General features: G+C 65.5%; 23 protein-coding genes. 5 read left to right on the top strand and 18 right to left on the bottom strand.

Going from position 1 to position 20106, the window contains the following annotated elements:
- The first annotated feature begins 104 nt into the window (after window positions 1-104).
- Window positions 105-1034 (top strand): LysR family transcriptional regulator, encoded by a 930-nt coding sequence (locus J2X44_RS15640; RefSeq protein WP_310086035.1) that lies wholly within the window; start codon window positions 105-107, stop codon window positions 1032-1034.
- Between the two features lie 140 nt (window positions 1035-1174).
- Window positions 1175-1882 carry a response regulator transcription factor CtrA gene (gene ctrA / locus J2X44_RS15635; protein ID WP_088443381.1) on the top strand — a complete coding sequence of 236 codons (708 nt, stop codon included), beginning with the start codon at window positions 1175-1177 and terminating at the stop codon, window positions 1880-1882.
- Window positions 1883-2114: 232 nt separating this feature from the next.
- Here ctrA and J2X44_RS15630 read toward each other — a convergent pair whose 3' ends face one another.
- The 7 genes from J2X44_RS15630 to J2X44_RS15600 all read right to left on the bottom strand — a co-directional run bounded on the left by J2X44_RS15630 (window position 2115) and on the right by J2X44_RS15600 (window position 9530).
- Window positions 2115-2564, bottom strand: a complete 450-nt coding sequence (locus J2X44_RS15630) for a PilZ domain-containing protein (RefSeq protein WP_310086029.1) — start codon at window positions 2562-2564, stop codon at window positions 2115-2117.
- Between the two features lie 104 nt (window positions 2565-2668).
- The gene (locus J2X44_RS15625; RefSeq protein WP_310086027.1) at window positions 2669-3991 is read right to left on the bottom strand and encodes a M28 family peptidase; all 1323 of its coding nucleotides are present in this window, start codon (window positions 3989-3991) and stop codon (window positions 2669-2671) included.
- 66 nt (window positions 3992-4057) lie between these two features.
- Window positions 4058-4582, bottom strand: a complete 525-nt coding sequence (locus J2X44_RS15620; RefSeq protein WP_310086023.1) for a hypothetical protein — start codon at window positions 4580-4582, stop codon at window positions 4058-4060.
- A 198-nt stretch (window positions 4583-4780) separates the two neighbouring features.
- The gene (locus J2X44_RS15615) at window positions 4781-5326 is read right to left on the bottom strand and encodes a hypothetical protein (RefSeq protein WP_310086021.1); all 546 of its coding nucleotides are present in this window, start codon (window positions 5324-5326) and stop codon (window positions 4781-4783) included.
- A 189-nt stretch (window positions 5327-5515) separates the two neighbouring features.
- Complete coding sequence (locus tag J2X44_RS15610; protein WP_310086019.1) at window positions 5516-6352, bottom strand: glycine zipper 2TM domain-containing protein; 837 nt, start codon at window positions 6350-6352, stop codon at window positions 5516-5518.
- A gap of 350 nt (window positions 6353-6702) precedes the next feature.
- On the bottom strand, window positions 6703-7191 hold the full coding sequence (locus J2X44_RS15605; RefSeq protein ID WP_310086017.1) for a GAF domain-containing protein: 489 nt from the start codon (window positions 7189-7191) through the stop codon (window positions 6703-6705).
- Window positions 7192-7367: 176 nt separating this feature from the next.
- Window positions 7368-9530 (bottom strand): prolyl oligopeptidase family serine peptidase, encoded by a 2163-nt coding sequence (locus J2X44_RS15600; protein WP_310086014.1) that lies wholly within the window; start codon window positions 9528-9530, stop codon window positions 7368-7370.
- Between the two features lie 373 nt (window positions 9531-9903).
- Here J2X44_RS15600 and J2X44_RS15595 point away from each other — a divergent pair, with 373 nt between their 5' ends.
- Window positions 9904-10152, top strand: a complete 249-nt coding sequence (locus J2X44_RS15595) for a hypothetical protein (RefSeq protein ID WP_310086012.1) — start codon at window positions 9904-9906, stop codon at window positions 10150-10152.
- 3 nt (window positions 10153-10155) lie between these two features.
- Complete coding sequence (locus J2X44_RS15590; protein ID WP_310086010.1) at window positions 10156-11169, top strand: radical SAM/SPASM domain-containing protein; 1014 nt, start codon at window positions 10156-10158, stop codon at window positions 11167-11169.
- Here J2X44_RS15590 and J2X44_RS15585 read toward each other — a convergent pair.
- From J2X44_RS15585 to rpsM, 8 genes are all read right to left on the bottom strand, one after another.
- Window positions 11152-12276, bottom strand: coding sequence for a saccharopine dehydrogenase NADP-binding domain-containing protein (locus tag J2X44_RS15585; protein WP_310086009.1), 1125 nt, complete (start codon window positions 12274-12276; stop codon window positions 11152-11154). The genes J2X44_RS15590 and J2X44_RS15585 overlap by 18 nt on opposite strands.
- A complete protein-coding gene (locus J2X44_RS15580; RefSeq protein ID WP_310086007.1) occupies window positions 12269-12964 on the bottom strand; it encodes a DUF4166 domain-containing protein in 696 nt (231 codons plus the stop codon). The genes J2X44_RS15585 and J2X44_RS15580 overlap by 8 nt, the downstream gene beginning before the upstream one ends.
- Before the next feature lie 11 nt (window positions 12965-12975).
- Window positions 12976-13551 carry a MarR family transcriptional regulator gene (locus J2X44_RS15575; protein ID WP_310086004.1) on the bottom strand — a complete coding sequence of 192 codons (576 nt, stop codon included), beginning with the start codon at window positions 13549-13551 and terminating at the stop codon, window positions 12976-12978.
- 93 nt (window positions 13552-13644) lie between these two features.
- The gene (locus tag J2X44_RS15570) at window positions 13645-13974 is read right to left on the bottom strand and encodes a helix-turn-helix transcriptional regulator (RefSeq protein ID WP_310086001.1); all 330 of its coding nucleotides are present in this window, start codon (window positions 13972-13974) and stop codon (window positions 13645-13647) included.
- Between the two features lie 202 nt (window positions 13975-14176).
- Window positions 14177-14599, bottom strand: coding sequence for a 50S ribosomal protein L17 (gene rplQ / locus J2X44_RS15565; RefSeq protein WP_310085998.1), 423 nt, complete (start codon window positions 14597-14599; stop codon window positions 14177-14179).
- Window positions 14600-14714: 115 nt separating this feature from the next.
- Window positions 14715-15773 carry a DNA-directed RNA polymerase subunit alpha gene (locus J2X44_RS15560; RefSeq protein WP_039576660.1) on the bottom strand — a complete coding sequence of 353 codons (1059 nt, stop codon included), beginning with the start codon at window positions 15771-15773 and terminating at the stop codon, window positions 14715-14717.
- Window positions 15774-15879: 106 nt separating this feature from the next.
- The gene (gene rpsK, locus J2X44_RS15555; protein ID WP_137753126.1) at window positions 15880-16269 is read right to left on the bottom strand and encodes a 30S ribosomal protein S11; all 390 of its coding nucleotides are present in this window, start codon (window positions 16267-16269) and stop codon (window positions 15880-15882) included.
- A 102-nt stretch (window positions 16270-16371) separates the two neighbouring features.
- Entirely contained in the window at window positions 16372-16740 is a 369-nt protein-coding gene (gene rpsM / locus J2X44_RS15550) for a 30S ribosomal protein S13 (protein ID WP_137753127.1), read from the bottom strand.
- A 218-nt stretch (window positions 16741-16958) separates the two neighbouring features.
- Between rpsM and J2X44_RS15545 the strand changes: the two genes are divergently transcribed.
- Window positions 16959-17504 carry a TetR/AcrR family transcriptional regulator gene (locus J2X44_RS15545; protein WP_310085994.1) on the top strand — a complete coding sequence of 182 codons (546 nt, stop codon included), beginning with the start codon at window positions 16959-16961 and terminating at the stop codon, window positions 17502-17504.
- On the opposite strand, the gene J2X44_RS15540 is transcribed toward J2X44_RS15545, so the two are convergent.
- From J2X44_RS15540 to J2X44_RS15530, 3 genes are read right to left on the bottom strand one after another with little or no spacing between them, the layout of a single operon-like run.
- On the bottom strand, window positions 17479-17892 hold the full coding sequence (locus tag J2X44_RS15540) for a hypothetical protein (RefSeq protein WP_310085992.1): 414 nt from the start codon (window positions 17890-17892) through the stop codon (window positions 17479-17481). The genes J2X44_RS15545 and J2X44_RS15540 overlap by 26 nt on opposite strands.
- Window positions 17893-17947: 55 nt before the next feature.
- Window positions 17948-18760, bottom strand: coding sequence for an inositol monophosphatase family protein (locus tag J2X44_RS15535; protein WP_310085989.1), 813 nt, complete (start codon window positions 18758-18760; stop codon window positions 17948-17950).
- Window positions 18760-20103: a metallopeptidase TldD-related protein gene (locus J2X44_RS15530; RefSeq protein WP_310085986.1), complete on the bottom strand. Its 1344-nt coding sequence runs from the start codon at window positions 20101-20103 to the stop codon at window positions 18760-18762. The genes J2X44_RS15535 and J2X44_RS15530 overlap by 1 nt, the downstream gene beginning before the upstream one ends.
- Between the last annotated feature and the right edge of the window lie 3 nt (window positions 20104-20106).

Here is a 20106-nt window from a genome sequence, read left to right as displayed (position 1 = left end):
AAGCGACGCGGCAATCCAGAGCGTGCGTAAACCGCTCTGGATTGCTTCGCTTCGCTCGCAATGACGCGGTGACGGGGGCAATCCTCGGCGCGAAAGAGAGGAAAATGATGTCGCTACCCGATTACGAAGGCTGGGCCTGTTTCGCCGCGGTTGCCGACAGCGGCAGCTTTACCGCCGCGGCAACGACACTGGGCATGTCAAAGGCGAGCGTGTCGAAGGCGGTCACCCGCCTCGAAACATCGCTCGGTATCGCGCTGCTCCATCGCAGCTCGCGCACGGTCACCGTCTCGACCGCCGGCGCGGGGCTGCTTGGCGAAGCGCATACGATGGTCGCAGCGGCAACCGCAGCGACCGAGGCGGCGCGCGGCGACCGCGTCGATCTGGCGGGTCCGATCCGCCTCGCTGCGCCGATGAGTTTCGGGATCAAAGTGCTCGGCGCGCCGCTTGCCGCGTTCCTCGCGATGCACCCGGCGGTCGAGATCGAGGTGATGCTGAGCGATGCGCGCCACGACCTGATTGCCGAGGGCATCGACCTCAGCCTGCGCATCGCCAGCATGGAGGATTCGAGCCTGCTGGCGCGGACGATCGCGCCGGTCGCCGCGTCGGTGATCGCCAGCCCCGCCTATCTGGAACAAAGCGGTACCCCCCGCCACCCGCTCGATCTCGGATCGCATCGGTTGATCGGTTACGGCCACCGGGAGCGCACCCTGCCGCTGCACTTCCATCGCGGCGGCGAGGAAGCGACGGTGATCCCGACCGGTCCGCTGTTCACCAACAATGGCGATATCATGATCCCGCTGCTGATCGCGGGCGGCGGCATCGCGGTGCTGCCCGACTTTATCGCGGAGGAGGCGCTGGCGTCGGGGGCGCTTGTCCGTATCCTGACCGACTGGTCGATGCCGCAGGCCTATCTGCACCTGCTGTCGCCGCCGTCCCGGCTGCGTCCGGCGCGGGTGCGCGCGCTGTCGGACCATCTGGTTGAGACGCTGAAGCGGTCGTGCATTGGCCGCGACTCGCCGGATTCCGCGGGTTAAATCAAAATTAACCTTTTCCCTTCATTAGTTTCGTGGTTAATGTTCCGGCAGTCCGCAAGAGGGGTCGGTCGGTGGCATCGCACGATAGCCAGGTGATCGAAAAGGCAGGGCTGTCGTGGGAAACAATCAAGGGGTGCCCAATGCGTGTATTGCTGATCGAGGACGAGCCGACGACCGCCAAGGCGATCGACACGATGCTCACGACCGAAGGCTTCAACGTCTATACCACCGATCTGGGGGAAGAAGGCTTGGACCTGGGCAAGCTCTATGATTACGACATCATCCTGCTCGACCTGAACCTGCCCGACATGCACGGCTATGACGTGCTGAAAAAGCTCCGCACTGCGAAGGTGCAGACGCCGGTGCTGATCCTGTCGGGCATTTCCGAAATGGATTCAAAGGTGCGCTCGTTCGGCTTCGGCGCCGACGATTATGTCACCAAGCCGTTCCATCGCGACGAGCTGGTCGCCCGCATCCATGCGGTCGTCCGCCGCTCGAAGGGCCACAGCCAGAGCGTCATCAAGACCGGCAAGCTGGCGGTCAACCTGGATACCAAGACGGTCGAGGTCGACACGACCCGCGTGCATCTGACCGGCAAGGAATATCAGATGCTCGAGCTGCTTTCGCTCCGCAAGGGCACGACGCTGACCAAGGAAATGTTCCTGAACCACCTCTATGGCGGCATGGACGAACCCGAGCTCAAAATCATCGACGTCTTCATCTGCAAGCTGCGCAAGAAACTGGCGCTGGCGTGCGAAGGCGAAAATTACATCGAGACGGTCTGGGGCCGCGGCTATGTCCTGCGCGACATCGACGATGAAGGCAATGAGGTGCGCCGCGTCGCCTGACGCGTAACGCTTCGAACCAAGTTTACCGAGGGAACCCGGCGCGGAGCGATCCGCGCCGGTTTTCGTTTGGGGTCGGGTTGCCCATTTTGTCGTCGCCCCCGCGAAGGCGGGGGCCGCGAGAGGCGACATTCTTTCGTCGCTGGGTTAAACCGACTGCGGCCCCCGCCTTCGCGGGGGCGACGGTCATATCGCGACGCAGCCAGCGCCAACTTGGCCCATCCTCATCCCCCCACTACCGTTTGTCCTGCCACACGCTGCGCCCGAACTGCGCGGGTCGGGCGGCGCCCAGCACCAGTCCCGGCCGCCGGGCGGGCGCCATTGGCGGCGGCACGATCTCGAAACCCGCGATATGTTCGGCGGCAGGCGCTCCGCTGCCGTGCGCGGCGCGCAGGCGGCTGGTTTCGACCGGGCGGTCGGTTTCGATCCCGAAACGTGTGCCCGCGACCCAGCGCACCGTGCCCAGCATCGGTTCATGCCCCGGCAGAAAGACCGTGATCCGCTCGCCGATGTGCAGCGCGCCGGGCGCCTGCCCGCCGATGCCGGTTTCGGACACGTTGCGGATCGTCACATCGAATTGGCCGAGCCGGGTGCAGGCCAGCGCCGCCTTGACCAGCCGTGACTGGCGCGGCTGGCGCTGTGCGTCGGGCGGAGGTGAGGCTGGGGGAGCCTCAGGAATTGACATGGCGCGACCCATCGCTGTCGCCCGACCCCCACGTCGACCGATGATTATGGTCCCGTTCTCGCGGTAACCGCAGAAGGTAAATATTCGTATAGCGTGTTCGGTAATTATTGCGCCGGAGGCAGCCCGCCGAACGTGACGACACTTTCGCTGCCATCAGCTGAAAGTGCTGAAACACCGAAGAAATAATCGTCGATGACGACGCCGGGCAGCACCAGCCCGGTCGCCGCATCGCCCGCCACCTGCTTGCTGTCGGTCCAGTCTCGCATGTCGCTCCGCCGCCAATGGATGCGATAGGCGGCAGCATCCTTGACCGGCGTCCAGGTCACCGTCGTGTTCGAGCTGACCGCACCGTCGATGCTGACGCTGGCAGGGGCGGGCGGCGCGGCGGCAAGCTCGCTGGCCAACGCGACGTTCAGCGCGGTGACGCGGGCCAGATAGGTAAAATCCATCTCGTCCACCGTATCGCCAAATTTGCGGCCGTTTTCGGTCCGCAGATCCTGATGCTGATGGTCATAATCCTCGACTCCGACGGTGAAGCGGATCGCCGGATAACCGAGTTCGAGCGACGGCAGGTGATCGCCGCCGCGACGAAAGCGGTCGGGACGCCGCACCGCGAGCACCTCAAGCCCGATCGCGGGGCTGTGTTTTCCGGCGCGGATCGCCGCCTTGGCCAGCGCGCGCGACGGACCATCGTCCTCGCCGCCGATCCCGCGCCGCGCGAGCTGCGCCGCCAGATCCTCCGACGCACGAATCCCCTCGCTGAACACCCGCACGCGGTTATCGACGATCGTGCCGTCGGTTCCCTTGATGCCGCCGACGATGTCATTGTTCAGCATCGCCGCGACCGCCCAACCTTTTGTTTTGGCATGGCGCGCGAGCAGGCGCCCGCCCCACAATCCCTGCTCCTCGCCCGACAACAAAGCATAGACGATCGTCGCGCGATGCTTTTGTTTCGACAACAGTCGCGCCGCCTCGATCACCAGCGCGGAGCCCGACGCATCGTCGTTGGCGCCGGGGGCGTCGGCGGTGAAATTCATCGGGTCGCTGACCCGGCTGTCGATATGCCCGGCGATGATGATCACATGCGCGGGGTCGCCGCTGCCTTTCTGGATCGCCAGGACATTCTCGACGATGACGCCGTCCGGCGCGCGCGGTCCGTCAAAGCGATCGGCGATCCGTTCTACGGTCAGACAGCCGCCGCAGGCCTTGGAAATGCGTGCAAACTCGGCCGAGCTCCAATTGCGCGCCGCGCCGATGCCGCGTTTCGGATCGGTCGCCGACGACAGCGTATGGCGGGTGCCGAACGACACCAGCTTTTCGACGTCGGCTTTCAGTCGCGCCGGGTCGGCGGCGGGGGTGGCATCGTTCGCGTTCGCAGTGGCGGGTGCGAGGAGGAGCAGGGCGGCGAGCAGGCTGTGTTTGATCATGCCGCATCATGCGGTGCCCAGCGGACAAAGAAAAGCCCCTCCCCGCGGGGGGAGGGGCTTGGAAGGTCAGCGCAGGCCCGAGAAACGAATGTCTTGGACGCGGCCATAGCGGATGTCGCAGGTGAACTTGCCCTGGTCGTAATAGCCGCCACGACCCCAGCGACCGCCGTAACCGTCGCGAACGACGACGCGGCCCTTCACTTTATACCCGTCGCGCTTGCGATCGATACTCGTCACCTGGGTGACGTCGGTGTTGCCATAACGGCGGCTGCCGTTTTCGACCGCGCCGACACACTGGTTCACGGCGCTGCGGCTGTTGCCATAGCGGTTATAGTCATACCCATAGCCGTAGCGCGGATCGTCGTAGCGACCCCGATAGCGGTCGTCGTAACGATCGTAGCGGTCGTTATTGCCGCTCGACAGGATCGCGGCGAGGCCGCCAAGCACGACGGCGCCGGCGATCACTTCGCCCGCGCTGATCCCGTCGCGGTCGTACCGGTCGCGGGCGGCGGCGGGGGCGGCGCTCATCAACATCGCGCCAGCGGTGGCCGCACCAATTGCGGCCTTGGTCAGGTTGGTCTTGATAGCCATGGTTCGGTCTCCTTCAGGCGCAGGCAGCAGCGTTGCAGCCTGTTGAGGAGCTTCTACCGATTCGGCGGTGACGCGGTGCTGAACCCGTCGCTTATCTGGCGTTCAGCCTTGGTTTTGCTGGCGTTCAGCTTCAAAGCGAAGGGCCGCGCCACCCAAAGGTGACGCGGCCCTGTACAAGTTGTTGATCGAATTGCTTGTTCAGCCGAAATTGACGTCGACGACGCGGCCGTTGCGGTAACTGCACCCGAAACTGCGGACCTCGCCGCCCAGCCGCGACGCGGTGCCGGTGACGTACCAGCCGCCGTTATTGGCCTCGGTGCCGTCGATGCGATCGACCCGCGCATCGTCGCCCATTTCGGCCTCGACCGCCCAACTGCACGCATCGGCGGCGCGGCTCTGGACGTCGCCATTGCCATAATCGGCCGCGTCACCGCTTGGCGAACGGTCGTCCACCGGCGGCACATAGTCGCTGTCGCGCTGCTCATAACGCTGGTTGTCGCGATACGGCGGGTCGTAACGATAGTCGGGCGCGCGCTCGCGCTTGTCCTTGCTCGCGGCGCTGGCGATCGCGGCGATGGTGCCGATGATCAGCAGGCCGCCGAGCACATCGCCGGTGCTGACGCGGTCATGATGGCGATAACCCCAGCCGCCGTGACGCTGGCGGGCCTCGGCGGGGACGGCACTGATGCCGACCGAGGTGACGACGACAGCGGCTGCGGCGGCAAGGCTGGTGAACTTACGCATCGAGGGACACTCCCCAAGGACGGGCAAAGGACGGTCCGGCCCGGAATGCGGCTGTTCTAGGTCGCCGATGCTTTCGCGCCGCTGAACCGTTACCGGGGAACGACGGAGCGAGGCCTGCAATAGAAAAGGCCCGCTATCATGCGATAGCGGGCCTTCAGACCAGATTTAGGTGACCAGACCTGTCGGGTATCAGCAGGCGCAGCGGGGCTTGGGCCGGGGCTTCCACTTTTTCTTTGCCGCATAGCGTTTCCGCACCGGCGCGTTTTCATAATAGGTGCGCGTCGTCGTCTCGACCGTTTCGGTCACCACCGGCGCGCCGCCGGTGATGATCGTCGTGACCACGACGCCCGGGGTGTAATAGCCATAGCCATAGCCGCTCTGATAATAGCTCGACGCACCCTGGTAGGAGCCACGGCTCGACCACCAGGCTTCGCATTTCTTCTTGTCCGACGCATCGCCGATTGCCCCGCCGGCAATCGCGCCGACGCCCGCGCCGATCAGCGTGCCCGCAGTGCGATCACCGCGCCCGGCGATGCGGTTGCCGGCGATGCCCCCCACGACTCCGCCGACAACCGCGCCGCCCACTGTGCCCCCCCGGCCACAGCGGCGTTCCATTTCTTCGTCGTGCCGCGGGTCGTACCCGCCGCCATGATGCCCGTGATGCGGCGGCGGATAGCCGGCGCCATGGCCTTCGACGGTGCCTTCGTAGCTGCCATCGTAACGGCGACCGTCGGGCGTTTCATAGGTGCCGTTCCAGGTGCCGGTCCAGCGGCCCTCGGCGTCATAACCCGACACGCGGCGATATTCGACTTCGCTGGGGATCCGGTCGGCATGGCCGGTATAGACGCGCACGTCCGCATCGGCGGGGGCGCCATAATCGAGCGCCGGGCGCGGATCGTGACTATAGGACACGCCGTGCGCCACGTCGGTCGCAGCGCGCGCGTCGGTTGTCGGCGTTTCGGCACGCGCATGGCCTGCCAGCAACAACGACCCTGCGGCCACCCCCAACAAAACGAACGTGCGCATGACTAACTCCCTGTTCCCTCGGCCCAGACCGATTGGTTAACAGCTTGTTAGCAAAATCGAGGGGTTTTCGCGAATCCGTTAACCGTGACGTTTACGTCCCGATTTGGGTCAGATGTGGGGTAGTGAACGGCGTCGGGTTCGACCGGTTGCGTAATTCGATCCTCCCCATCGACTTGCGATGGGGAGGTGGCAGCGCGAAGCGCTGACGGAGGGGTAATGGCGCGGCGTCGCTACCCCTCCACCACCGCCTACGGCGGCGGTCCGCCTCCCCATCGCAAGTCGATGGGGAGGATCCTTAGGTCCGCTTCCCCCAAAGCCGACGGCCGCATTTACAACAATATCGCGCCTTGTCAGGAACCCAGCGCCCCCGCAATCCGCGCCACCAGCGCCTCTGCCCCCGCCTGATCGGCGGCCGCAAACCGCCCCGGCAGCGGGCTGTCGAGGTCGAGGACGCCGACCAGCCGGTCGTTCGCGATCACCGGCACCACCAATTCGCTGCGGCTGTCGGCGTCGCAGGCGATGTGGCCCGGAAAGGCGTGGACGTCGTCAACGCGCTGTGTGGCGCGCAGCCGTGCGGCGGCGCCGCACACGCCTTTGTCGAGCGGAATGCGGATACACGCCGCCTTGCCCTGGAACGGGCCGAGCACCAGTTCTTGTCCATCGAAGCGATAGAATCCCGCCCAGTTGAGGTCGGGGATCGCCTGCCAGATCAGCGCCGCGACATTCGCCATATTGGCGATACCGTCGGGTTCCCCGGCAACCAGCGCCGCGGCGGCGTCACCTGCCTCGGCCCATAATTCGGCCGGGTCGGTGGCGGTGAAGGCGAGGGCGGTGGACATGGGATACCTTCGATTTGCTAGAGCCAAGCGGCTTGGTCATGGAGCTAAATTCCGTTTGTCCTGAGGAGGGACTGAGCCTTGGCGAAGGCCCGTCTCGAAGGACCAAGCGCGGCGCCAGCTCCTTCGAGACGCCGTTTCGACAGGCTCAATGGCTCCTCAGGACAAACGGGGTGGGATTATTCGACCGCCAGCCCCGTCCATTTCGCCGCGAAGGCATATTTGTCGGCCGCCTCGGCGATGATCTTGTCGGTCGGTTTGCCGCTGCCGTGCCCGGCGCGGGTTTCGACGCGGATCAGATGCGGCTTGTCGCCTGCGTTGGCATGCTGGAGCTGCGCGGTATATTTGAAACTGTGCCCCGGCACGACGCGGTCGTCGGTGTCGGCGGTGGTTACCAGCACCGCGGGATAGGCGGCGCCCGCCTTGATATTATGATAGGGCGAATAGGCGAGCAGGTTGCGGAAATCGGCTTCCTTCGACGGATAGCCATAATCGTCGACCCAGTAACGCCCGGCGGTGAAACGGTCGAAACGCAGCATGTCCATCACCCCCACCGCGGGCAGCGCCGCAGCGAACAGGTCGGGGCGCTGGTTGGTAACCGCGCCGACCAGCAGGCCGCCGTTCGATCCGCCTTCGATCGCGACCTGACCCTTGCCCGCGATGCCCTGGGCAATCAGATATTCGCCTGCGCCGATGAAATCGTCGAAGACATTCTGCTTGTTGGCGAGCCGCCCGGCATCGTGCCACGCCTTACCATATTCGCCGCCGCCGCGCAGGTTGGCGATCGCCAGCACCCCGCCCTTGTCGACCCACGCCAGGCGCGTCGGCGAGAAGGCGGGGGTCATCGACACGTTGAACCCGCCATAACCATAGAGCAGCGTCGGCGATCCCTTGCTGCGGTCGAGACCCTTCTTCATCACGATGAACATCGGCACCTCGGTGCCGTCCTTCGATTTGTAGAAACGCTGTTCGACCGAGAATTGGCTGGGGTCGAAGGTCAGCTTGGGCTCGGCAAAAATCTCGCTTTTGCCGGTCGCGGTATCGAGCCGATAGATGGTGGTCGGCCGCGCATAGCTGGAAAAGGCGTAGAAGGTTTCAGGGTCGCTCGATTTGCCGCCGAACCCCGATGCCGACCCGATGTCGGCGAGGTTGATGTTGGCGATCTTTTTGCCGTCGAGCGCGATCATTTCGGCCTGCGATTTCGCATCGCCGAGGTAGGACAGGATGATGCGGTCGCCGACGCGCGAGGCGCCGACCAGCGTGTTGGCGTTCTCGGCGACCAGTTCGGTCAGCTTGCCCGGCTTGCGGATGTCCATCGACACCAGCCGCTCGCGCGGTGCGCCCTTGTTGGTGATGAAGGTGAAAAGCGGTCCCTGATTGGTGACATAGTCCCAGTTGTTCGCGAAATCATCGACCAGCGTGATCGGCTTGCCGACGCCCTCGGCGCCGACCGGATACAGCGTCAGCCCCAGCCGCGCGTCGGTGCCCTCGGACCCGAAAACCAGCAGATACTTGCCGTCATCGGTGACCACCGCACTGTTGTTGAGCTTGGGCCTGGCGGGGGTGGCGTGGATCAGGACGTCGGCGCTCTGCGGCGTACCGAGCTTGTGAAAATAGACGGCGTGATTTTCATTGAGCGACTGGAAGGCGCCGCCCGCGGCCGGTTCGGGGAAGCGCGAATAATAAAATCCGCTGCCGTCCTTGGCCCAGTCGAGCGCCGAAAATTTCACCCAGCGCACCTCGTCGGGTAGATCCTCGCCGGTTGCGACATCTTTCACCCGCACGATGCGCCAGTCGGTGCCGCCGTCCTGCACCGAATAGAGCAGATGTTTGCCATCCTCTGACGGGTTCCATTCGGCGAGCGCGGTGGCGCCGTCCTTGGCCCACAAATTGGGGTCGATCAGCACCCGGCCTTCGCCTTTGAGCCCCTCGCGGACGTAGAGCACCGACTGCGGCTGGAGCCCGTCGTTGCGCGTATAGAAATAGCGCGTCCCCGCCTTGGTCGGCAGGCCGAAGCGCTCGTAATTATACAGTTCGGTCATCCGTTTCTTGAACGTGTCGCGGCCGGGCAGGGTGGCGAGGTAGGCATCGGTGACCTTGTTCTGCGCCGCGACCCAATCGGCGACCTTCGGATTGACGCGGACATCGTCCTCCAGCCAGCGATAGGGATCGGCGACATCGACCCCGAATTGCGGATCGACGGTGTCGCCGCGCGCGGTGTCGGGATAGGCGAGCGTCGGCGCCGCGGTAGCCGCCGCCGCAGATTCCGCTGCTTGAAGCGCCGTCGGGGTCATCGAAAGGGCAACCAGCGCGAGCGGCGCGAACAGGGTTTTGGGGGACATGGCAAGGCGATCCTCAATCATCCGGGGGACATTATCGTGCGCCGATATGTAAGGATGGAAAAGCCGGGGGCAAGCGGATTTGTCCGGCATCGCTGGCAACGCTCGCGCGGGCGTCTATTTGTTCGGTTTAGCGCCGATATGTGCCGAGCTGGGTCAGAAATAATAGTGTATAAATTATTTAGGACTAATCTTGTGTATCGGTTACAGTATAAGGTGACATCTAACTTGTCAGATACCGCGCATCGATTTACCGAAGTCGGCGCAGTCACGGGTCGCAATTGTTCGGACTGCGTAACCGGAAGGGATATTCCCGATGAAAGCGACCCATGATTTAGCCACAAAATTTTCGTCTGCACGATTCGACAAGGCCCGAATGAAGGCCTTTGCCGAGCATGTGGCCAAGATCGAGGCCAGCGGCGACATCCAGATCATCGATATTTTGGACAACGGCATCCCGCCGTTCGAAGATCTGGCGAGCGTGCATTTCAAGGTGCCGCGGACCAAGATCGGCACGATTCTTGGTGACCTGCTCAGCGCGGGAACGCTCAACCCCAGCGTGATCATCAACGGCATCCCGGCTGAGCGGCTGGTCAATGTCCATGTCGCGGTGCGTGGGCGCTGACCGTTGGTCGGTGCCATTGCGAGCAAGACGGTTCAGGTTCACCTGAACCGTCGTTGTAACCTCGCCTGCGCGCATTGCTATTCCGCTTCGGGGCCGCGGGAAACTGAGGCCTTGCCGACGGGCGCGCTGATCGAATTTTTGGCCGAGGCGGCGGACGAGGGCTATGGCGTCGTCGCCTTTTCAGGCGGCGAGCCGTTTCTCTACGACGATTTCACGGTGGTGCTGGAAACCGCAAAAGCGCTAGGCCTGCGGCGGCTGGCGGTCACCAACGGCACGGTGCTGACCGGGCGGTGCTTGGAGGCGCTCGCGCTGCTCGATCTGGTGGCGGTGAGTGTCGACGGCCGCGAGGCGGTGCACAACAGTATCCGCCGCTCACCCACCGCCTTTGCGCGGATGCTCAAGGGGCTGGGCGTCGTGCGCGATGCCGGGCTGCCGTTCGGGATCGCGCATACGGTGACGCGCGCCAGCCTGCCCGATCTGCCTTGGATGGCCGAATTTGCGGTCGAGCAGGGCGCACACATTCTGCAGTTACATCCGCTCGGCATGGTTGGCGCGGCCCAAGACGGGCTTGCGGGCGCCCAGCTCGACGGCGAAATCCTGGCGCGGACGTGGCTGACGGCGCTGGCGTTGCAGGCCGACTATGGCGAGCGGCTGGCGATCCATGTCGATCTGTTCAACCGCGCCACCCTCGCCGCGCGGCCTGACCTGGTGGTGCCGGGGGAGGGCGGCGAAGCGGACAATCCGCAACTGTCGGACATCCTCAACCCGCTCGTCGTGATGTCCAACGGTGATCTCAGCCCGATCTGTCACGCGATGGGGCCAGCTTTCCGTTTCGGCCGCCTCGGCAGCGAGCCGCTGCCCGACATCGTTCGCCGCTTCCGCGCCACGACGCTCGGCGAGCTCAGCGCCCTGTGCCGCGACCTGTGGCAGGAGGTGGTCGACGACGAAGAGGGCTGGCCGTATCTCAACTGGTACGAACTGCTCGAAACGCGGGCGCAGCTACAGCTGGTGCATTAAGCGGGAGCGATCCTCTTCCACCCCGCGGGTCGTAATCCCCAGCGCCGCAAAATCCTGCTCGGACTCGGCCAGCGTCAGCATCCCGGTGCACGCACGCGCACCGGGCGCCGGCGTGCGCCCGGTCCCAAACCGCCTCAGCAGCGCCAGCGCTGCGAGCACCGGCACATACGGCCCGCGATTGCCGTCGGCGCGCAGCGTCCAGCGCGCGTCCACCGGAGCGCCGCGCGCATCCCGGCCGGTCACAATGACGTCCATCGCCCCGACATCGCTGCCAAACGGCAGCAACAGCCTCGCCACCGCCAGCAACGGCCGTGACGCGGGGCGCAGGCTGCTTATCCATCCCCAGCGCACCGGCAACGCCAGCAGCGCCAGCCCCAGATGGAGCAGGCTCAGTTCCATTCCGGCGAAAAATTCGGCGCTTTCGCGTGGCGCATAGCGCGCGACGAGCAGATCCTGTTCGGGGGTGTCGCACACGCTGGCCCAGCGCCGACCGACGCCCGGCACTGCCCAGCGCTGCGTCATTCCCCATCCCGGCACATCGGTCCACCTGCCACCGCGCCACACGCGCACCGGGTGGCCGACATAGGACAGGATCGCCTGCACTACCGCCAGCCCGCGCGGCGCGCGGTTGCCGGGGAAGATGCCGATGCGGATGCTGTCGATGCCTGCCCATCCCGCAGTCAGCGCGTCGATCACTGCATGCGACAGCGCCGGGATCGAGCTTGCGCCGCAGGTGACGCTGACCCCGGCTGCCTTGGCCGCCGCATCATGATCGCCGATCGCCGCGACGAAATCGCGCCCGTCGGCGAGGTCGATATAATGAACCCGCGCGGCGACCGCCGCGACGATCACCGTCGGCGCCGATGCCTGAAACGGCCCCGCCGCATCGACCACGACGTCGAACCCGGCCAGGTCGGCGCCGGTGACCCGGTCGCGATCGATCACCCGCACCGCAAGCCCGCCCAGCCGCGCCGCCAGCGCGTCGAGCTTCGTCCGGTCGCGCGCCGCCAGGGTGAGCGCGATGCCGGGCTCGCGCACCGCCCGCTCGGCCAGTCGGCTGCCGAACACCCCCGTCGCCCCGATCAACAGGACGCGCAGGTCAGCCATCGCGGAACAGCCCGTGCTGGTTGACCAATTCGCCGAGCCGCGGGTGCGTGACCTTCAGGTCAAAGGCGAAGCGGCCGCTGCCGAGATGCTGGTGCGTCACGACCGTTCGTCCTGGTGCCACCCACCCGGGCAGCCGCAGCCGGACCCTGCCGATCCGCCAGAAATAATGGTCGGACGTGAAAATGAGCGCATCGCCCTCGGCCCGCACCGTCAGCGCCATGCCGAACCCGCCGCCGATATGCTCTTCGAGCCCCGTCGCACCCGAAAAGCTCTTGGCGCTGTGGATCACCTGCGGGTGTCCGCGCGCGCGGCCGTACAGCCGCGTCCAGCATTGCCCGCCGCTCTGCCTGTCCTCGCTGACCGCGACCGCGGCGGGGGCAGGGCCGCTCGGACCCAGCGGCAGCGGCGCCCCGATGAGGCGGCAAGCCTGCGCGAGCAGCCAGCCGGACCGAGACAGGCGCGTCCACACGATCTCGCCGCTATAGGTCGCGGTCGCCTGCCCCGTCAGCCGCTTGGAAAAGCGGCGGCGAACGTCATCGGGCAGCGCGTCCCAGGCGGCGGCGGGGACGAGGCGGCGAAAGCGGTGGTCGGAAATTTGGCCGCGGTCCCCGCAGTCCCGCTCGACACACGCCGAATTTGAAGCCGCGGTCCGATCCATCCCTGGGTTTTCGCGCAAACGGTCTTCCATGGCCCGTCTCCCTATCCCGCGTCCTTGCCTTTGCCCGGGCGCCAGTTGATCAGTTTCGTTACTCCGGCGCCCAGCTTGATCAGCCGCATCAGGGCGGGTTTGGGGACGTTCAGCATCTCGTCGTGCCAGCGGCTCATCGTCGTCACGAAATCGAGCATGTCGGCGAGCCGCGCCTTGGCCCCGGCGCTCAGTTCGGGATCATTTGCCGCCCGCGTGACGCACATTTTCAGCGCCGCTTCGGCGGGATCGATCTCGCGCGCCTTGCGCCCCGCGGCGATCCGCGTCACCATTTCCCAGATGTCGGTTTCCGCGGCGAAATGGTCGCGCCGGTCGCCCAGCACCGGCACCCGCTGGATCAGCCGCCAGCCGAGCAACTCCTTGATCGAGTTGGACACGTTCGAGCGCGCCAGCCCCAGCGTCTCGGCAATCTCTTCGGCCTGGAGCGGACGGTCGGACACGAACAAAAGCGCGTGGATTTGCGCCACCGACCGGTTGACCCCCCACTGGCCGCCCAGATTGCCCCAATGCAGGATGAACTCCGTCGCCGCGGGGGACAGTTTCGACTCATGTTCGATAATTTCTGTCATAACAGAAATATCAGGCAAAACGGATCAATTGTCAAGAACGGCTTTGTCGGTGCGGAAGTGTTCGCGGCGCCATGCGGCCGATGCCGCGCTGCGCTAAAACTCGATCAATATCCGAACCTTGTCGGGCGTGGTGCCGACGACGCGGGCGATATGGGCGCGGCTTTCGGCCAGCATGTCGGGCGAAAACTCGCGGCCGTCGCTGCCGAGCAATTCGGCGGTCGACACGCCGAGTAGCGCGCCGAGCGCCTCGATACGGCCATGTCGCGGCCGGGTGCGATCCTTTTCCCACGCCGATATGGCGGGAACGCTGACGTTGAGATCGGCCGCCAACTGCATCTGGCTGAGCCGCCGCGTCACGCGCAGGCGGCGCAGGCGGGTACCAAAGGATTCGGTCCCCGAAGTGGCGCGCGGCGGTGAGTCCATTGCTATTCGATCACCGGCATCGGCGGACGTTGCTTTGGCTTTTCATCCTGCCTTGGATACACCAGCGGCATCGCGATGCGCGGTGCTATTGTGTGCGAGTACACCGGCGGTTTGGCGGACTCGGCGAACGGCACCCGCCCAAGAAAAAGGGCGGCTATCCTGTCGGATGGCCGCCCTTGATTTCTTGCGGTTGGAGCGAAGCTCAGGCTTCCGCCAGATCCTCGTCATACTGCTCGACCGGACCCGAATCCTGGCCCTTGGCATCGACGTCGCGATCGACGAGTTCGATGATCGCCATCGGCGCCGCGTCGCTGGCGCGGATCCCGGCCTTGATGACGCGCGCATAACCGCCGTTGCGGTCCTTGTAACGCTCGGCGAGGGTGTCGAACAGCTTGACCAGCTGAACGTCGTCCATCAGGCGGCTCATCGCCAGACGGCGATTGGCCAGGCCGCCGCGCTTGGCCAGCGTGATCAGCTTTTCGATATAGGGACGCAGTTCCTTCGCCTTGGCGACGGTCGTCGTGATCTGCTCATGCTTGATGAGCGAAGCCGACATATTGCGGAACAGGGCCGTGCGATGCGCGCTCGTGCGCTGCAGCTTCCGGCCACCCGATTTATGACGCATGTTCTTGTCCTTCGTTTGTCAGAGGGGCCGTGCGAGGTACCCCAAGCCAGGTCGATGTGCGGGCCGACCCATTCCCGTTGTGATGACGCCCCGGCGAACCGGGGCGCTATCTCGATTACCCCAGCAGCTCTTGTTCGAGCTTCTTGGCCATTTCTTCGATGTTTTCCGGCGGCCAGCCGGGGATGTCCATGCCCAGGCGCAGACCCATAGACGACAGCACTTCCTTGATTTCGTTCAAGGATTTGCGGCCGAAGTTCGGGGTGCGGAGCATTTCGGCTTCGGTCTTCTGAACCAGATCACCGATGTAGATGATGTTGTCGTTCTTCAGGCAGTTGGCCGAACGGACCGACAATTCGAGCTCGTCGACCTTCTTGAGCAGGAAGCGGTTGAGCTGATTGACGTCCGACTCGTCGGCGGTGGTGGGCGAAGCCGCCATGCCGATCATGCCGCTGTCGTTCATCGCTTCTTCGAAGTGGACGAAGACCTGCAGCTGGTCCTGGAGGATGCGCGCGGCGTAAGCCACGGCGTCTTCCGGGGTGATCGTGCCGTCGGTTTCGACGGTCAGGTTCAGCTTGTCATAGTCCAGTTCCTGGCCGATGCGGGCATTGTCGACCTTGTAGGCGACCTGGCGCACCGGCGAGTAAAGCGAGTCGACCGGGATCAGGCCGATCGGCGCGTCGATCGGACGGTTGGCAGTTGCGGGGACATAACCCTTGCCGGTGTCGGCAACGAGTTCCATGTTCAGCGTCGCACCGTCGTCGAGATGGCAGATGACATGGTTCGGGTTCATCACCTTGATGTCGCCCGACACCATGATGTCGCCGGCCTTGACGGTCGCGGGACCGGTGGCCGAAAGCTGAAGCCGCTTCGGGCCTTCGCCTTCCATCTTGAGCGCGATCTGCTTCACGTTCAGGACGATGTCGGTGACATCTTCGCGCACGCCGGCCAGGCTCGAGAATTCGTGGAGAACATTCTCGATCTTGATCGACGTGATCGCCGCACCCTGGAGCGACGAGAGCAGCACGCGGCGCAGCGCGTTGCCGAGCGTCAGGCCAAAGCCGCGCTCAAGCGGTTCGGCGACGAAGGTCGCCTTGCGCTTGCCGTCGCTGCCAGCCTTGATTTCCAGGTTGCTGGGCTTCTTCAATTCCTGCCAGTTCCGGATATTGACAGTCATGGTCTTCCCTTTGCTTTTGGCGGGACGGATTGGGGGTCGACCAATCTGTCCGGCGTAGAGAGAGTGTGGATGCAGCCCCGGAAATGGGGCGCATCCCAAGCAGGCATCAGACGCGGCGGCGCTTGGCCGGGCGGACACCATTGTGCGGGATCGGGGTCACATCGCGGATCGAGGTGATGTGGAAACCGACCGCCTGCAGCGCGCGCAGCGCCGATTCACGACCGGCGCCCGGGCCCTTCACTTCGACTTCCAGCGTGCGGACGCCGTGTTCGGAGGCTTTCTTGCCAGCATCTTCGGCGCAGACCTGCGCCGCATAGGGGGTCGACTTGCGGCTGCCCTTGAAACCCATCATGCCGGCGCTCGACCAGGCAATCGTGTTGCCCTGCGCGTCGGTGATGGTGATCATCGTGTTGTTGAAGGTCGCGTTGACGTGGGCGACGCCCGACGAGATGTTTTTGCGTTCGCGCCGACGAAGGCGCTGCGGTTCACGAGCCATGATGTAATCCTAACCTAATCCTGAATGGCCGGTGGCGGGCGATGGGCCGCTGCTCCGGCAGGGGAAACAAGGAGGCGCGCCCGGAAGGGACGCGCTCAAACCTTATTTCTTCTTACCAGCGATCGCCTTGGCCTTGCCCTTGCGGGTGCGCGCATTGGTGTGCGTGCGCTGGCCACGAACTGGCAGACCCTTGCGATGACGCAGCCCGCGGTAGCAGGCGAGGTCCATCAGCCGCTTGATGTTCATCGACGTGGTACGGCGAAGATCACCCTCGACCGTCAGGTCGGCGTCGATCGTTTCGCGGATCTGCAGCACTTCGGCGTCGGACAGGTCCTGGACGCGGCGCGACTGGTCGATCCCCAGCTTGGTGGCGATGTCGACGGCGGTCTTGCGACCGATGCCGTGGATATAGGTGAGCGCGATGATCACGCGCTTGTTGGTGGGCAGGTTGACGCCCGCGATACGTGCCATTGGTAATTTTCTCCTGCTCCACAGGGCCGTAGGCAATCGGCCCCATCTCAAAGCGTCTGATTTCCAACGCAAAAAGCGGACAACGAAATCGCACTGAAGTGCGTCGCCGTCCGGTTATATTGTCGGAATGGCTGGGCCGTTACGGTGAGTCGGCTTGTTTGTCAAGCATTGTGCCGGGGATTTCCCCGCGCCGCAGGATATGCCACAGCGGCAGAACCATGGCCAGCGACGACCGTCTCTCCGCTCTGCTCGACCGCCTCGCCGACTATGTGCTGGCGCATGGGCTGGCGGCGTCAAGCCTGCGCCCGCTGGCGCGCGCAGCGGGGACCAGCGACCGGATGCTGCTCTATTATTTCGCCGACAAGGATGCGGTGATGGCGGCGACGGTCGAACGGATCGCGGCGCGGATGACCGCGCTGCTGGCCGTCGCCGCGCCGCCGCAGCCTTTGCCCTACGCGCTGCTGCGAACCGCGCTCGCGGGGCAGCTGCGCGATCCGGCGCTATGGCCCTATATGCGGCTATGGCTCGATATGGCGGCGCGCGCGGCGCATGGCGATGCGCTCTATGCGCGGGTCGGGGAAAGCATCGGACGCGGCTTTCTGGCGTGGGCGGGCGAGCAACTGGCCTGCGCTGCCGCCGATCGTGCCGGGCTGGCCGCCCGTTTGCTGACCGAGATTGAGGGGATGGTGCTGCTGACTAGCCTGGGTCTAGGCGATGCCGTCGACGCGGCGCTCGCGGTCAGCCCCGGGACGGAACCCGGTTGAGCCAGCAGCCGATCGCAATCGCCACCGCGCCGCCCCACAGGATGACCGCGCCCGACGCGGCGGTCTGTTCGACCCCTGCGCCGTAAAGGTCCGGAATGATGACCAGCGCGACGCTGTCGCACGCGATTGCCGCGGCGGTAACAATCGCACTGCCCAGCGCGACCTGATCGGGCGACAGCCGCGCGATGCGGCGCACCAGCAGGATGACCGGCAGGGTGCCCGGCACCAGGGCGGCATAAAGCAGCACGCGGTTGGCGCCCTCGAACGCCCCGATCGCGCCGACCCAGCGGCAGATCAGCGCGCCAATAAACCAGAAGATCACCCCCGATATAATCAGCGTCGCCATCTGGCCGCTGGAAAACGGCAGGCGGTTCGCAGGTGCAGACATCAGCATTCTCCCTGTAGCGTTTGCTACAAAGGTCTCTACCATCTCGTAGCGATCGCTACAAGCCTTGCTCACTGCGCTCGGTTCGCGGCGCAATCTCGGCCGCGCGCGTCGCCAGCCGGTCGACGACGGCGGCGTGGATGCCGGGGGCGCAGGCGATGACGCCAAAGGCCTGCGCGTGGGGCGTGTTAAAGCGCAGTGGCGCGCCAAACGCATCGGTGACCGCCGCGCCAGCCTCGGCCGCGATCAGCGCCGCAGCAGCGACATCCCATTCGAACCCCCAGCGCAACGTCGCGACCAGATCGGCGCGGTCGTCGGCGACCAGCGCCATACGCAGCGCGATGCTGTTCGGCTTGGTGACGATTACCAGATCGCTATCGACGCGCGGCAAGGCATCGGCGGGGACTCGCGATCCGGCGAAATCGGTGCGACGGCTGGCGTGGAGCGTCTCGCCATTAAGTTGCGCCCCCTGGCCCCGCTGCGCGACCCATAACTCGTCGAGCGCGGGGGCATAGAGGATACCGAATTCGGGGGTTCCGTCGATCACCAGCGCGACCGACACGCACCAGCCGGGACGGCCGCGGATGAAGTCGCGCGTGCCGTCGATCGGATCGACGCACCACATCGCGCGGCACGCCAGCCGGTCTTCGTTGTCGGCGGTTTCTTCGGACAGCCATCCCGCTTCGGGCACCATCGCGCCGAGCACGGCCTTCAGTCGCGCATCGACCGCGAGGTCGACATCGCTGACCGGATTGTCGTGCGACTTGTTCCAGACATTGACCGCTTGTCCCTCGCCGCGCCACCGCGCCATCGCCATGTCGCCGACCTCGCGGGTCGCGGCGATCGCGGCTTCGAGGTTGCGGCCGGGCATCAGCTACTGGCGACGGTCATGCCGTCGATGCGCAGCGTTGGCGCGTTGATGCCATGGCGGAACTCCAGATCGTTGGCGGGGATCAGCGCCGCGAACATGTCGATCAGATTGCCGGCGATGGTGAATTCTGCAATCGGCCCGGCGATGACGCCGTCCCTGATCCGGAACCCCGATGCGCCGCGGCTATAGTCGCCGGTCACGGGATTGACGCCGTGGCCGATCAGTTCGGTGATATAGACGCCGTCAGCAATGCCTTCCATCAGCGCCGCAGGGGCGACGCTGCCTGCGGCAAGATGCAGGTTGCTGGCGCCGACCCCTGACGCGCCGCCGCCGCGGCTGGCGTGGCCGGTCGGGGTCAGGCCGAGCTGCCGCGCCGATGCCGTGTCGAGCAGCCAGCCGGTGATCTTGCCGTCGGCGACCAGATCGCGCGCCGCGGTCGGCAGGCCTTCGCCGTCAAAGGCGCGGCTGCGCAGCCCGCGCGGCCGGTGCGGGTCGTCGCGGATGACGATACTGCGGTCGAACAAGCTCTGGTCTTCCTTGCCGAGCAGGAAGCTCGTCCCGCGCGCGATCGCGGGTCCGGCGATCGCGCCGAGCAGATGGCCAACGATGCCGCCGCTGACCCGCGGGTCGAGCAGCACCGGCACCTTGCCGTTCGGCGCCTTGCCGGGGTTCAGCCGTGCGACGGCGCGGGTTCCGGCGCGGGCGCCGATGTCGGCGGCGCTTTCCAGATCGGCCAGATGATGCGCGCTGTGCCAGCCATAGTCGCGCTGCATATTCGCGCCTTCGCCCGCGATGACGCTCGCCGAAAGGCTGTGGCCGCTTGATCCATAGCCGCCGGCAAAGCCGTGGCTGGTGGCGAGCGCGAAGCGGGTCCGGCTGTGGCTGGCGCTGCCGCCTTCGCTGTTGGTCACCCCGGCGACGGCGCGCGCGGCTTCCTCGACCGCCAGTGCACCCGCGCGCAGCGCCGCGGGATCGGCCTCGCTGCCGTCGTCGAGGTCGAAATCGGGAACCGGGCCTTTGAACAGCAATTCTTCGGGGGCGAGGCCCGCGTAGGGGTCTTCGGGCGCCTCGCGCGCCATCGCAACACAGCGTTCGACCAGCTTGGTCAGTTCGCCCGCGTCCATGTCGGCGGTCGACACGCTCGCGCTGCGCTGGCCGACGAAGACGCGCAGTGAAATATCCTGCCCTTCCGACCGTTCGACATCCTCCAGCGCGCCGAGCCGCATCGACACCGATGTGGCGGCATTGCAATAATAGAGCGCGTCGGCGGCGTCGGCCCCGGCTTTGGCGGCGGCGTCGCACAGCAACTGCGCGCGGTCGAGGGCTTCGGAAACGGTCAGCATTGC

Source organism: Sphingopyxis sp. BE259, assembly GCF_031457495.1.
Classification (GTDB): domain Bacteria; phylum Pseudomonadota; class Alphaproteobacteria; order Sphingomonadales; family Sphingomonadaceae; genus Sphingopyxis.
Note: the sequence above shows the minus strand (reverse complement) of the source record. Positions and strands in the feature narration are given on the sequence as shown.

Bases quoted from the DNA above. Each gene is read 5' to 3' on its own strand.
- J2X44_RS15560 (WP_039576660.1), bottom strand. From the start codon at position 15,773: ATGACTGTCAATATCCGGAACTGGCAGGAATTGAAGAAGCCCAGCAAC.
- J2X44_RS15580 (WP_310086007.1), bottom strand. From the start codon at position 12,964: ATGGAAGACCGTTTGCGCGAAAACCCAGGGATGGATCGGACCGCGGCT.
- J2X44_RS15570 (WP_310086001.1), bottom strand. From the start codon at position 13,974: ATGGACTCACCGCCGCGCGCCACTTCGGGGACCGAATCCTTTGGTACC.
- J2X44_RS15575 (WP_310086004.1), bottom strand. From the start codon at position 13,551: ATGACAGAAATTATCGAACATGAGTCGAAACTGTCCCCCGCGGCGACG.
- rpsM (WP_137753127.1), bottom strand. From the start codon at position 16,740: ATGGCACGTATCGCGGGCGTCAACCTGCCCACCAACAAGCGCGTGATC.
- J2X44_RS15530 (WP_310085986.1), bottom strand. From the start codon at position 20,103: ATGCTGACCGTTTCCGAAGCCCTCGACCGCGCGCAGTTGCTGTGCGAC.
- J2X44_RS15610 (WP_310086019.1), bottom strand. From the start codon at position 6,352: ATGCGCACGTTCGTTTTGTTGGGGGTGGCCGCAGGGTCGTTGTTGCTG.
- J2X44_RS15545 (WP_310085994.1), top strand. From the start codon at position 16,959: ATGGCCAGCGACGACCGTCTCTCCGCTCTGCTCGACCGCCTCGCCGAC.
- ctrA (WP_088443381.1), top strand. From the start codon at position 1,175: ATGCGTGTATTGCTGATCGAGGACGAGCCGACGACCGCCAAGGCGATC.
- J2X44_RS15535 (WP_310085989.1), bottom strand. From the start codon at position 18,760: ATGCCCGGCCGCAACCTCGAAGCCGCGATCGCCGCGACCCGCGAGGTC.
- J2X44_RS15605 (WP_310086017.1), bottom strand. From the start codon at position 7,191: ATGTCCACCGCCCTCGCCTTCACCGCCACCGACCCGGCCGAATTATGG.
- J2X44_RS15615 (WP_310086021.1), bottom strand. From the start codon at position 5,326: ATGCGTAAGTTCACCAGCCTTGCCGCCGCAGCCGCTGTCGTCGTCACC.
- J2X44_RS15540 (WP_310085992.1), bottom strand. From the start codon at position 17,892: ATGTCTGCACCTGCGAACCGCCTGCCGTTTTCCAGCGGCCAGATGGCG.
- rpsK (WP_137753126.1), bottom strand. From the start codon at position 16,269: ATGGCTCGTGAACCGCAGCGCCTTCGTCGGCGCGAACGCAAAAACATC.
- J2X44_RS15640 (WP_310086035.1), top strand. From the start codon at position 105: ATGATGTCGCTACCCGATTACGAAGGCTGGGCCTGTTTCGCCGCGGTT.
- J2X44_RS15620 (WP_310086023.1), bottom strand. From the start codon at position 4,582: ATGGCTATCAAGACCAACCTGACCAAGGCCGCAATTGGTGCGGCCACC.
- J2X44_RS15625 (WP_310086027.1), bottom strand. From the start codon at position 3,991: ATGATCAAACACAGCCTGCTCGCCGCCCTGCTCCTCCTCGCACCCGCC.
- J2X44_RS15600 (WP_310086014.1), bottom strand. From the start codon at position 9,530: ATGTCCCCCAAAACCCTGTTCGCGCCGCTCGCGCTGGTTGCCCTTTCG.
- J2X44_RS15630 (WP_310086029.1), bottom strand. From the start codon at position 2,564: ATGTCAATTCCTGAGGCTCCCCCAGCCTCACCTCCGCCCGACGCACAG.
- J2X44_RS15595 (WP_310086012.1), top strand. From the start codon at position 9,904: ATGAAGGCCTTTGCCGAGCATGTGGCCAAGATCGAGGCCAGCGGCGAC.
- J2X44_RS15585 (WP_310086009.1), bottom strand. From the start codon at position 12,276: ATGGCTGACCTGCGCGTCCTGTTGATCGGGGCGACGGGGGTGTTCGGC.
- rplQ (WP_310085998.1), bottom strand. From the start codon at position 14,599: ATGCGTCATAAATCGGGTGGCCGGAAGCTGCAGCGCACGAGCGCGCAT.